At 38.9% G+C, this 13,373-nt stretch carries 7 protein-coding genes and 1 other annotated feature; of the genes, 2 read left to right on the top strand and 5 right to left on the bottom strand.

Features of this window, described 5'->3' with window-relative positions; translation table 11 throughout:
- Nucleotides 1–64: 64 nt before the first annotated feature.
- The gene (locus AB7942_RS27400; RefSeq protein ID WP_369449312.1) at nt 65–1,246 is read right to left on the bottom strand and encodes a substrate-binding domain-containing protein; all 1,182 of its coding nucleotides are present in this window, start codon (nt 1,244–1,246) and stop codon (nt 65–67) included.
- Nucleotides 1,247–1,401: 155 nt separating this feature from the next.
- On the bottom strand, nt 1,402–4,650 hold the full coding sequence (locus AB7942_RS27405) for a winged helix-turn-helix domain-containing protein (protein ID WP_369449297.1): 3,249 nt from the start codon (nt 4,648–4,650) through the stop codon (nt 1,402–1,404).
- A gap of 422 nt (nt 4,651–5,072) precedes the next feature.
- On the opposite strand from AB7942_RS27405, the gene AB7942_RS27410 reads away from it, so the two are divergent.
- A complete protein-coding gene (locus tag AB7942_RS27410; RefSeq protein ID WP_369449298.1) occupies nt 5,073–7,622 on the top strand; it encodes an EAL domain-containing protein in 2,550 nt (849 codons plus the stop codon).
- On the opposite strand, the gene thrB is transcribed toward AB7942_RS27410, so the two are convergent.
- Both thrB and AB7942_RS27420 read right to left on the bottom strand, forming a co-directional pair.
- The gene (thrB, locus tag AB7942_RS27415; RefSeq protein WP_369449299.1) at nt 7,615–8,532 is read right to left on the bottom strand and encodes a homoserine kinase; all 918 of its coding nucleotides are present in this window, start codon (nt 8,530–8,532) and stop codon (nt 7,615–7,617) included. The genes AB7942_RS27410 and thrB overlap by 8 nt on opposite strands.
- A 98-nt stretch (nt 8,533–8,630) precedes the next feature.
- Nucleotides 8,631–9,926 carry a homoserine dehydrogenase gene (locus AB7942_RS27420; protein WP_369449300.1) on the bottom strand — a complete coding sequence of 432 codons (1,296 nt, stop codon included), beginning with the start codon at nt 9,924–9,926 and terminating at the stop codon, nt 8,631–8,633.
- 287 nt (nt 9,927–10,213) lie between these two features.
- Nucleotides 10,214–10,426, top strand: a binding site (T-box leader).
- Between the two features lie 63 nt (nt 10,427–10,489).
- On the opposite strand from AB7942_RS27420, the gene serA reads away from it, so the two are divergent.
- Nucleotides 10,490–12,133, top strand: a complete 1,644-nt coding sequence (gene serA, locus AB7942_RS27425; RefSeq protein ID WP_369449301.1) for a phosphoglycerate dehydrogenase — start codon at nt 10,490–10,492, stop codon at nt 12,131–12,133.
- A gap of 45 nt (nt 12,134–12,178) precedes the next feature.
- Here serA and AB7942_RS27430 read toward each other — a convergent pair whose 3' ends face one another.
- Nucleotides 12,179–13,303 carry an HAD family hydrolase gene (locus AB7942_RS27430; protein WP_369449302.1) on the bottom strand — a complete coding sequence of 375 codons (1,125 nt, stop codon included), beginning with the start codon at nt 13,301–13,303 and terminating at the stop codon, nt 12,179–12,181.
- Between the last annotated feature and the right edge of the window lie 70 nt (nt 13,304–13,373).

The raw sequence follows: 13,373 nt of genomic DNA on the forward strand, positions 1-13,373 counted from the left end.
GGGTGACCAGCAATTTATGTAGGTCAAACCCTCGTCATTTTTTATCAGTTGAGATCACTTTAACTTATTTATTCCGAATTGGCGGTGCAGTTTCTTCAGGAGATAGCTCCCTGATCAGTACTGGGACAGGGTATGGAACACCATCTTTCTTCTCTAGCTTAATTGCATACAAGGTTTGCAGTGCCTGGTGATCCTCTGGTCGGTAAGTCATCTTTCCTTTCGGTGTTTCAAAGCTCATACCTTCCATCGTTTCGATTAATTTATCAGCATCTGCAGAACCTTCCGTTTTCTTCAATGCCTCTACAATCGAAATAGCAGCACTCATCCCCCCTGGGGTAAATAAATCAGGAACTTCGTTGTTAAATCTCTTCTTATGTTCCGCTACGAGCCAGTCGTTAATTTTATTTGTCGGCAGGTCATGATAATAAACAGTAAAACCTTCCATCCCAATCAACGGCTCCATTGTTGATAAAGCAGCAATATCCGGGGCCCCAGTCGAAATTTTGATTCCTTTTTCTTGAACCTTCATATCAGACAACTGTTTCCAAGGGGAGTTTGCTCCGGCCCATACCACAAATAAGTAATCAGGTTTTGCGTCAACGATTTTTTGAATATTAGAAGTAAAATCTGTCGCTGCTGGATCCGCATATTCTTCCTTCACGATTTCAGCACCCAGCTTTTGGGCCGCTTCTTTAAAGGCAGCAACGCCATCACGACCAAACGAATAATCCGGAGCAAGTGTTGCTATTTTCACTCCTTTTTTTGCAATCGCGGCAGCACCTGCTACGGCATCTTGAGAAGAGTTACGTGCTGAATGGAACATATACTTATTAAACTCTGAACCTGTAATGCTATCAGCAGCTGCAGGTTCAACCACCATGATCTTTTGATATTCTTCAGCGAGCGGTAAGACGGCCAAGGTATCCGCAGAACTGGAGGATCCAACAAGGAAATCTACCTTATCTTCCTCTAACAGCTTTGTTGCTTTTTGCACGGCTACTTCCGGCTTCGTTTCTGTATCTTCCACAATGAATTCGATTTTTCTTCCAGCAACCTCCAATTTACCTTCGGTTGCATAATCAAGGCCTAGCTCAAAGCCTCTTAAGGTTTGTTTTCCATAGGCTTCTAAAGCCCCAGTTTTGGAGGCAAGCACGCCAATTTTGATTGGATCTTTATTTTCCGAACCACCATTGTCTTTCGAGTCTGATGATGATTGATCTGAGCTGCATGCATTGGCAAACATCATCACAAAAATAAGTAAACCTAAAATTGCCCATTTCCCTCTTTTACCCTTCACTCTTTTTCCCCCTTAAAATGTTTAATATCAAAATGGCATAGCTTTGATTTTATGATAGGAGATGAAAGTTACAAACTAGTTACAAAAATAGAGGCAGCCTCTTATTAAGGCTGCTTCATTGGATGTATGACTTTTTCTGATTCAATGATCATCTGATACATATGTTTGGTCGGTTCTAACGGAGTTACTCCTAGTTCTTCCTCTAATACTTCTGTACATTTTTGATACCATTTCATCGCTTGAGGACGGTTATTTTTCCGGTAATAACAATACATAAGCAAACGATACGCTTCTTCCCATGTTCGGTCGCGTTCAAGGATTTTTTCACACCAGAATATAGCCGTCTCGTAATTTTCCTTGCGAACCATTAACTGGGCCATTTTCTCGGCCCCTCGTAAAAAATAAACGAGCATGCTCTCTCTTTTGTTAATACACCAATCATCATAACGGCGGTCAGGTAAGTATTCTCCTTGATAAAGTTGCAAGCCCTTTTCTAAAAAGTTAATGACTTTATCAGGATCAGATTCTTGTAATCCTTCTAGAATCCATGTTTGAAATTGGATCGTATCTAATTCAATCACAGCATTCGGATTTAGCCCATAGAACAAGCCTTCCCTTATTATAAAAAATGGTGCAGCTCTCGCCTTCCGTAATGGTTCCAGCACATTTTGCAGACTATTTAAGGCCACTTTAAAATCACGGTCCGCACTTTTTTTATCTTGATAGGGCCAAAGGATCTGAATGATTTCATCCTTGGCAATCGATTCACTTACTGTAATTAATAACTGAAACAACTCCTTGGCTTTTTCTCTTTGCCAATCCTTCTCCCTAACTTCCTTCTCACCGAGCCATAGTTTGAACTGACCAAGAGTTTGAACCCGAATTGTATAACCAGGATGTGCATCAAACATTGCCACTCCCATTTCCCGAAGTATTTTCTCGACATATGGTTTTTGAATTTCCACTTTCCTGCATTCAATTAACAAAGGTACAAACACTTGCAAATCCTTTGGACTAAATACAGATCTCTTCTGAAAAAAGAATTCAAAATCGTGATCTTGGACGGAACGTAAGAATTCAGTCATCGTTTTCATAAATAAATCTGTTTCTTTCTGTAAATAAAAAATATAGGAAAACCAGAAATTGCTTAACATCAGCCCAAATGAATCTTCACATTGCTCGAATAAAGAATTGGCTTTTTCTAAAAATAGATGGGCCTTAGGTAGCCGTTGGTTATAAATACAGGCGATCCCCATGCAAAGAGTAATTAAAGCAGAAAGCCAGACATCATGGACTTTCTCTGTCTCTTGAAGAGCTTTTTCGCCTGCATCTAAGGCCCGTTGGAGTTCTCCACTCGTTCCATATAAAATACAGAGACCCATTAGTGGTTCCGCTTTCCCTCTGTCGACATTCAATTGATCCATAATTTCTAAAGCAGTCTGGTAGCAGTTTTCAGCTAAGTTTAATTCATATTTATTTAGAATCTGTACGGAATGACCCATGCGGATCCAGCCACAAGCCTCAACAAATGGGGCCTTTAGGCTTATTCCTTGCTGAATTCCCGCTTGAGCAAGTTCTTTTGCCTTTAACCCCTCGCCCGTAAACGCTTCAATTAATGATAGTAATAAATTGGTTTCACGGTGTGCTTGCGGCAGGGACGTAACCTTAGCCCCGCTCTTTTCCTCTTGAAACAGATAAAGCAATTTCTTCGCCTCATCAAAACGCCCGGTTCTTAAATACAATCTTGCTTGTAAATTTCCGTCCGGACTTGAAGACTTCGATTCCTGTGTCTTTTTGATCCATTTTTCTGCCTCTGATGATTTACCCGAGTTTAGCAGATTCTCCGATAGCAATTGATAAAGTTTACCCTTTTCCTCAACTGAACCATTGGTTTTTTCTCGATAGGTTATTGCCTCATATAAATACCTCTCAGCATGCTGCGGCTGAATTGTATCTAGATAAATTTTGGCTTTCCCTTCTAATGCTTGACTCATCCCAAGATAATCTTGCCTTTTTTCTGCCATAGAATAGGTCCGATTATAACAATCCTCTGCCTCTGTATAGTGGGAACGATAGCGATGGACTTCTGCTTTTAAATACCAAAGATGGTAATAAACATCCATATTCGAATCAGGTATCATCGTTAACTGATCAAATAAGCTTTCCAATTTTCCGCTTTCAAGCATCGTTAAGCCATTCAATTGTAAGATGGAGGCAATCGCTTGATAGTGATTGATTTTTTTATAATGATGGAGTGCTGCCTCCCACAGTTTCCTTTTCTCATAAAAACGAGCACATTTTTCGTGGAGGCTAGCATAGTTTCCCGGGTTATTTTTTTGAAAAACATTTTCGAGAAACTCTTTAAATAAGGAATGATAACGGTAGTGGGTTAATCCAATCTTTTGGATAAATAAATTTCGATCTTTTAGCTGTTCAAGCATACTGGAGGCTCCATGAATCCCAATTACCTCATCACATATTTCTTCCTCCATCTCTTCAAAGATTGAAGTTTGTTCTAGAAACTGCTGGATAATTAGGGGCTGCTTTGAAAAGACTTCCATTACTAAATACTGAAAAAAGTCTTGAAGGGAATGCGAAGAGTGTTCAAAAAGCTCAGATATATCATTCTTTAGTGGAATCTGAGTGGCAATCATGCACAAAGCTATAACCCAGCCTTCTGTCATTTGGTAGATGGTTTGGAGGTGTTGCGATTCAACTTCTAATCCGTAAAGATCTGTTAATAACAGTTCCATTTCTTCAATCGTAAGGACGAGGTCATCTCTTGTAATCTCTAATAATTGCCCACAGACCTTCATTTTCGTCAGATGCTTCCATCCTGGACAGCTCCGGCTTGAAATAACTAAATGAAAATTGGCAGGGATGTGTTCAAGTAATTTTTCAATCCAGCTATTGATGGCATAGGAATGTTCAATTTGATGGAAGTCATCGAGGATTAAAGTAATCTCTTCATTTATCAATAGGATTTCATTAATAAACAGGGAACACAAAACACCTAATTCCTCATCGCGAATATAACGATCCATTGATTCGATGTATGTAACTAGTTCGGTTCCAAAGTCAGGAGTAATTCCGCGAATGGAATGGATGATATAGGTGAGAAAAGGCAGGATATCATCATCGATCGATGAAATGGAGTACCAGCAGCCTGGAATTTTTTCATCCCTCATAAATAAAGCAAGTGCCGTACTTTTCCCAAAACCAGCCCCAGAATGAATAAGGGTCAAAGGGTATTCAGGGATTCTCTTCATTTTCTGAGTGAGCTTAGCCCTTCTGATAAAGTCATCTTTTACAACTGGAATGCGCAGCTTTGTTTGAATGATCGGCAGATTCAAATGATCGTCCCCCTTTCCATTTTCGCAATATTTACACTATTTTACCATATTGGGAGTAATAAGTGTACGAGTAGGAAGGAAAACACAATCAATTGTTAATTTAAACATAAGTGGGGATTTTTTCTATGTAATAAAAATAAATAATGGAAAAAACTATAGAAATAAGTATAACTAGAGGAGGATTTCTATGCCTGAAAAATGTTTTTATTGTACCACTGAGATTGAAGAAAGACAGTTGCACTATGTCTCATTTGTATCCTCAAACCAGGAAAGAAATGAATCACTTTGTGATGAATGTTATAAAGAATGGTTGGAAGGTTTGAAAGGTTAAAATCCTGTTTGGTAGTGAAGTTATAACAAATTGCTGTGACTCCTCCCCTATAAAAATGGGTGGGTCACAGTTTAATTGGAGTGTTGCGTCATTGTCCATCAAAAAAAAGATGCCATTGATTTTTTGCTTGTTGGTTTTTTTGATTTTATTAACCAATAATGCCTTTCATTATATTCGTTCAAAAAACCAGCTGCTCGAAACTAATGAAAGAGAAATTGAAATGATCACTCAGGAAGTGTCATTCCAAGTTGAGAATATAAGAGAAGGCACATTGTATGTTGAAGATATTCATGCCAGAGAATTAAGGACAGCATCGTTAGCGATAAAACATGCACTGCCACCTAACTATCATGATATTACAAATGAGCAACTAAAGAAACTTGCCCAAGAAGTAAGGGTATCGCATATAACCCTGTTAGCGAAAACTGCAGATGATATTATTGGTGTTCGGTCATCAGACCATAAGGAAATTAATATGTCTACCAAGGGATGGGGATATTGGTATGATGCATTTCACCAATTGTTTGCGTTAACGCCTGTTTCTGTTGGAAAAGGTTTAACCTTGCCTTACTTTTGGTCTGGGCCGATTGAGATTGCTTCTTCCAATCCCAAGCATACGGATAAATGGGGCTATTATTTTGATGGCACGACCAACTATATTATCAATCCTTATTTTCGTGACAATGAAGTATTAGAGTATGAACGACGATTTGGACCTGGGGAAGTAATAAAAGGTTTTACAAATGAACGAGGCATCTTAGAATTGACAGTGTTCAATCCAAAGAACTTCGGTAAAAAGAAAGAAGTTGTCACTTTAAACGGTAATAGTTATATTCGTATTTCTGCCAAACCAGTATGGTACGGATCATATAGATATAAAAACTATCAAGTTGATGCAAAATTTATTAAACAGGCGATAAATTCAAAACAAGTGCAATCCTACAGGGATGATCTTAATGGTAAAGATATAATGAAAACCTTTGTACCGGTTTTCTCCACACCCTCTGAACCATTTGTCATCGGCCTTGTTTATAATTATGGGCTCATTGAGGAAGAACTCACTCATGAATTTTTTGTTCATATTTTACTTTCCTTCTTTATTATGATTATCGTATTTATTATCAGTTTGATTTTTTCCCGTTCGATTACACAGCCAATCGGTTATATCGTTGAGCAAGTGAATGAAATTGCACAAGGTAACTTTAATAATAAATTACACTTAAAACGAAAAGATGAATTAGGCCTGCTTACGGAAAATGTGAATGCCTTATCTAATGATTTGCAGAACTATGTGAATGATTTGAATAAGAGCAAAGAATTAATTGAATACCAGGCATATCATGATCCATTAACTGGTTTGTCAAACAGAAGATATTTTTCAGAAAAATTAAAACCTACTATCGAACACGCAAAAGAAACCGGTGAAACGGTTTCGGTTTTATTCATTGATTTGGATCGTTTTAAACAGGTGAATGACTCTTTTGGACATAACAAAGGGGATGAAATACTGAAAATCGTTGCCGAGCGGATTACTGCGTGTTTGCCTAGTAACAATAGTATCATTACTAGACAAGGCGGTGATGAATTTATTATTTTGCTAATGAATCTTGACCTCTCAGGAACAAAAGCTACAGCAGAAAAAGTTGTCAATACTCTTAAAAAAACCTATCTATTAGATGGCAACGAAATTTATCTCAGTGCAAGCTGCGGTATTAGCTTATTTCCAGAGCATACAAAAAATATGGAAGCGCTCGTTGTTTATGCTGACGTTGCAATGTACTCTGCGAAAAAGCAAGGTGGTAACAAAGTCATCGTTTATACCGAGAAATTAATAGAGTCGAACATTGAAAGACCAAAACTTGAAGCTAAGTTACGGAAGGCCATTGAAAATGGCAAGGTAGAAGTTTATTATCAACCGAAGGTTACTGTTGATTCCGGTAAAATTTATGGAGCTGAGGCACTATTAAGATGGAATGATGATGAACTCGGATTTGTCTCACCCGAACTGTTTATTCCGATTGCTGAAGATATTGGCTTAATCCATCCTTTATGGGAATTTGTTATGAAGGAAGCTTGTCATCAGGTGTGCAAGTGGAATCGTAACCGTCCTAACCCGATTTCAGTTTCAGTTAATTTCTCGGCCCATCAATTTCATGAACCTTTTAGCATGGTAAAACATGTCACAGAGATTCTGAAGGAAAGTCAATTGGGTTCTAATAATTTTGAAATAGAAATTACCGAAAGCATTCTCTTGAATAATTCAACGGAAATTATTCAATCACTTAAATTGCTTAAAAGCATGGGCATTGCTATTTCGATTGATGATTTTGGAACAGGATATTCTTCCTTAAGCTATTTGAGAAATTTACCAATCGATACCTTGAAAATTGATAAATCATTCATTCAAGATATCCATGAAGATTATGCAAATTCAGAGATCCCAGAGGCGATTATTAACCTTGCTCGCAGTCTCCATCTCAATGTAATCGCAGAGGGCGTCGAAAAAGAGTATCAAAGAGATTTTTTACTATCGAAAAATTGCATTCAAATGCAGGGCTATTTATTCAGCAAACCGTTAAACACAGAGGAGTTTGAGCAATACCTTCGAACGGATGAAAATAAAAGTGGAGAGATTATTTAATAAATCTCTCCACCATATTAACCCTGCTTCCACTATAATCTATATTTAGTATCTTCGCTGACATAGTTGAAAATGCACTTTGGATTCCTTGTGCGAGCTGGTTTCCTTTTCCCTTCTCCGTAAAACAAAGAACAGTTGGTCCTGCACCGCTTAGTGCCACTCCGAATGCACCATTTGATTTAGCGATATCTACTATTTCTTGATAGAAGTTAATCAATGGTTTTCGGTAGGGTTGGTGAAAAAGGTCCTGCTCCATCATTTTCCCTGCCATCTCCCAGTTTTGAGTTAATAGGGCCGCTACCAAAAGATTAGCAGTAGAAGAAGCTTGAATCGCTTCTTCACGGGAAAAAGCTGCTGGAAGCACCCCGCGTGAGTCCTTTGTTAAGAGGATCTCATCTGGAATAACTGCTACCATCTCAAAAGTAATATTAGAAAAGCTTAGTATATCTACTTCATTTTGTTTATATGAGCCGATGACTAGTCCACCGAAAAGAGAAGCACCCACATTATCTGGATGACCCTCAATCTCTGTTGCGATTAGCAGCTTTTCTTGCTGGGTTAGACCTAGCTTTCCTACCGTATCCGCTAGTTCAATCCCCGCAACTATCGCTGCAGCACTTGAACCAAGCCCACGTGCTAGCGGTATATCACTTTCGACTTTTATTTTGCAAGGCTGTAATCCGATGCCATAGTTAGATGCCGTTTTAATAGCAATCTGACAGATAAAATGGGTCTCATCCGTTGGGAGGGATTTCAATTCATCACAAGCAGACCGAATATCCCACTTTTGGCTCTCCTCCACCTCTAACGTCAAATACAAATCAACAGCTAGTCCCATTGAATCAAACCCTGGACCTAGATTTGCTGTACTTGCAGGTACTTTGATGGTAAAACGATCATTTAATGTCACTATAGACAACTCCTCGAATATGTTCAGTCACTGCCTTTTCATCATTTGATAATGGGATTGGCTTACTCGTATATATTCTTCTAATAATCCTGGCCAGCTTATAACGATTTCCTCACTACCCGATACGCACTTTTTATTTCCTTAACTGCCTTGAGATCATTTAATTCTTGTAAAATTTGATCATAATTAGTTAATGATGCTCGATGTGTTACTAAAACAATTTCTGATGTTTCATTTTTCTTAACAGGCAGCTGTAAGATCTTTTCAAAGCTGACTCCATATTTTGCAAAGATGGTGGTGATATCAGCGAAAACACCAACCTCATCTTTCACATGAATCCTTAAGAAATATTTAGAGTATTTCTCCCCATTATCTTTTAATTGCTTTGGATATTGAGGTGTCACAGCACTTCGTCCATTTACCCCAAGCCTTAGATTTTTGATTACCGCGACTAAGTCCGAAACAATTGCGGTTGCAGTTGGCAAGCTTCCAGCACCTGGTCCATAAAACATAGTTTCACCAACCGATTCACCATAAACGTAAACAGCATTGTATTCATTTTGTACCGAAGCAAGTGGATGATTATTTGATAAGAAAGTAGGGGCCACACTTACCTCGACTTTTTCCCCTTCACGATGGGCATAGCCAATTAGTTTCATCGTATATCCTAATTGTTTTCCATAGCGCAAATCTTCATCGGTTACCTTCGAAATACCGAATACCTGAACATCTTCCAAATCAATATGCATCGAAAAGCCTAATGTCGCTAAGATTGTCATTTTACGGGCGGCATCTAGTCCTTCTACATCCGAGGTAGGATCTGCTTCAGCAAACCCAAGATTCTGTGCTTCCTTGAGGACCTCTTCATAGGAACGGCCTTCGTCGCTCATTTTGGTTAATATATAATTGGTTGTTCCATTTACAATTCCCATCAGCTGCTTAATTCGGTCAGAGGCAAGCCCATCGACTAATCCTCGCAGAATTGGGATACCTCCGGCAACACTTGCCTCATAAAACAAATCACAGCCGTGTTCAGAAGCTACGGTTAACAGTTCCGAACCATGCAAGGCCATTAGATCCTTATTCGCAGTAACAACATGCTTACCTTGACGAAGAGCAGTGATTAAATAATCTTTTGTATCTTGCACTCCGCCCATTACCTCGATTACAACATCAATTTCCTTATCGAAAAGGATTTCTTCCGTGTTTGAGGTTAAAACCTTAGCATCTATTTCAACTGGTCTAATTTTATGTACATCTTGGACAAGTATCTTTTTTATTACAACCGGGCAGCCCACCTGGTGGATTAATTTATCTTGATTTTTTTCAATAATTTTTACTACCCCACAACCTACAGTGCCTAAACCCAATAACCCAATCGAGATTGCTTTCATGTTTTACCCTCCCATTTTTTGTCCACTCAAGACATACATTTGTTTCTCTGTTGTAGACATTATATGATTCTCTTTATTTTTTTACAATAGGTTTGTTTCTAGCAATTACAATATAACCGCTTACTACCGTATTATAAAGGGATTACTTTTATTGAGCAAAATTTTTCACAAAAATTTGAAATATTTTTTCTTTTTTATCCCTTTACAAGATTGAAGGTATGGTTGTAGAATAATCACTATATTCAGTTATTTTTTGAAATTTCAATCTTTTAGATATCTTCCATAAATGAAAAGTGATGACGAAGACGGTATTAAGAAAATGCTTCAGAGAGCTGGTGCTTGCTGCGAACCAGTGCAATTTTCTTAAGATGCCCAGCCCTTCTGAACTGGCCGCCGAAAGTTTTAGTAGGCGGTGCCCGGTTGAAACCGTTAACTTGTTGAGGCTGCTTTTATTTTGCAGCAAAAGAGGGTGGCACCACGCGTTTATTCACGTCCCTCATAACAAGACAATTCTGTCTGTTATGAGGGACGTTTTTTATTAGAAATTAAAGGAGGATTCAAAAATGTTTAAAGTCCTTGTTACCGATGGTATTAGCAATACGGGGTTGAAAAGCTTATTAGATCATCCTAATTTTACGGTGGACCGACAGCCAACACTTCCGACAGACGAATTAAAAACCATCATTGGCCAATACGATGCTCTTATTGTCCGGAGCCAAACGAAAGTAAGTGAAGAACTGCTCAAAGCAGCTGGCCGTCTCCGTGTGATCGCTAGAGCAGGTGTCGGTGTCGATAACATAGATGTGAATGCGGCAACTAGAAAAGGGATTATTGTCATCAATGCACCTGGTGCTAATACAATTGCAGCAACGGAGCATACCTTGGCAATGATGTTATCATTAGCAAGAAAAATTCCCCAAGCCCATCAGAAAACGACCTCCGGCGAATGGGACCGTAACTCCTTTAAAGGGGTGGAATTATATAAGAAAACACTTGGCGTAATTGGCATGGGTAAAATTGGAACTGAAGTGGCGAAACGAGCAAAAAGCTTTGGGATGAACATTTTAGGGTTTGATCCCTATCTAACTGAAGAGCGCGCAAAGAAACTGGGCATGACAAAAGCCAGTCTCGATTTAATTGCTCAAGAATCAGATTTTATTACGATTCATACACCTCTAACCAATGACACAAGAGGACTTATTAATGATGACTATTTGCGAAAAACCAAAAAAGGGGTCCGTTTTGTTAATTGTGCGCGCGGCGGTGTTATCGACGAAAAGGCACTAGTTAGAGCCATTCAGACAGGGCATGTGGCTGGAGCAGCCCTTGATGTTTTTGAAAAAGAGCCTGTTGCCGACCCAGAATTACTGCAAAATCCAAATATTATTGTAACACCGCATCTAGGGGCTTCCACGGTTGAAGCTCAAGAAAAAGTTGCCCAAGAGGTAAGTGCAGAAATCATTGAGATTTTCGAATCTCAATCCATTCAAAACGCGGTTAATATGCCGCAAATGTCAGGAGAAACACAGGCGAAACTGCAGCCATACTTACTGCTTGGTGATCAAATGGGGCAGCTTGTCATTCAATTATTAAACAAGCAGGCACCTACTAAAATTGAAATTAATTATTATGGCGAATTAATCGATGAAGATACAGAATTGTTAACCCGAACAATGCTTAAAGGTGTCCTATCTTATCATTTAAGCGATTCGGTCAATTTAATTAATGCTCTTCACCTGTTGAAGGAACAAGGAGTTTCCTATAACGTTGTAAAAAATGCTTCGAATAAAGGCTTTGCAAATTATATGGAACTGAGTGTTACCAATAATTTTGAGACGGCCAAAATCGGTGCTACGGTCTTAAACGGCTACGGAGCTAGAATTCTAAAAATCAATCAATACCGGATTGATGTCAAACCAGAAAAATACCTGTTATATATTAAGCATCGTGACGTACCAGGGATGGTCGGTAAGGTCGGTTCTCTATTGGGTGATCACCAAATTAATATTGGAACAATGCAGGTTGGTCGAACAGAGGTCGGCGGCGAAGCTATCATGGTTTTAACCCTGGATAAGACATTAAATGCTAATGTCATTCACGCCTTAAAATTAATTGATGGACTAGAGGAAGCACAAGTCTTGGAGTTATCAAATGTGGATTCTTTTGAACCGGGAAGTATGGAAATAGAAAAAGTAGAAAGTATCTAGACAGGGGAAGAGGGATTGCGATTAAGCAATCCCTCTTTTTTGCACCTATAATATCCCTTTCAAATCGAGCACCGTATCAAGAATATATTCTGCTTCATGCTTTTCAAAATCACTTCTCGCATCTTTTCCTGACAGACCAGTTAACACCGCAGCAAACGGGCAGCCCAGTTGTTTAGCCGCTAACAAATCCGCCAATGAGTCGCCAACCACTAGAACTGTCTCCGCATTTTCAAGCGGCAAACGCGTATTTAAACAATCCTGAATCGATGCTTCTTTTCCGAGAAGTCCCATGATATATGTAAATGGATGCGGCTTCGACAGCGACTTCCTTTCGGGCAGCTCTTTTTCCGCCATTAGTACTTCATCAGCGGTGACGATCCGATTCACTTCAAAATGCTTTAACCAATCTAAATGCTGGAACGGCTGAATTGTTTCTAATTCAGGTCTGCCTGTCCCGATTCCAATCGTGAAACCTGATGAATTTAAGAATTTAAATAACTCATCAATTTCCTGCCTCGGAGCTAATGTGGTTTCATTTGAAAGAAAGCCCTTTTTCCCCTTTTGAACCGAGGGTCTTCCCGTAGAGGCAAGAACATGTTCATCCCCCACATACCATTCTTGGGATACATGCTCACAAACAGACCAAAGTTCTCCCTTTTTAAAAATAGAAGTTTCGACCCCAAGCTTCTCCTTCGCCAACTCATTCAAATAACTAAACAATTCCTGCTTCGTTGCTTCTGAGCGTGAAAACTCTTCCACAAACAAACTGAAATTCATCTTTACACGATAATTACTCAACACCCTGCCAATCTCCAATAATGTTTCTCTGGTGATTGGTGCCTGACACCATTTAGTGATTTTCTCAAATTCAGTATCCTTAATTTGTGACAACAGGTGGATAAGTTGGTGGCAGAATGATAGATAGATCATGTCCCAGTTGGCGTTTAAGCCGCGTGATTTCATAAACTTGAGAACTTTATCGTTTTCAAATACTAACTCTCTTATTTCCTTGATTTCATCTTCACTATAATCAGTTATAAACTGCTCTGGTTCAAGTCCCAAGTAATTACAGCTAATCAACATCTCCCAAACGGTTAAGGCGGAAGCATCAAAATAATGCTCCTCGCTTAAAAGTACCCCATCTACGTCAAACAAAATTGTTTTAATCACTTACCCCACCCTCATTTCCCAGTTTGCTTTTATACGCTATCGTAACACAGCAGGACAATCAATTTGAAGT

The organism is Neobacillus sp. BF23-41 (genome assembly GCF_041106275.1).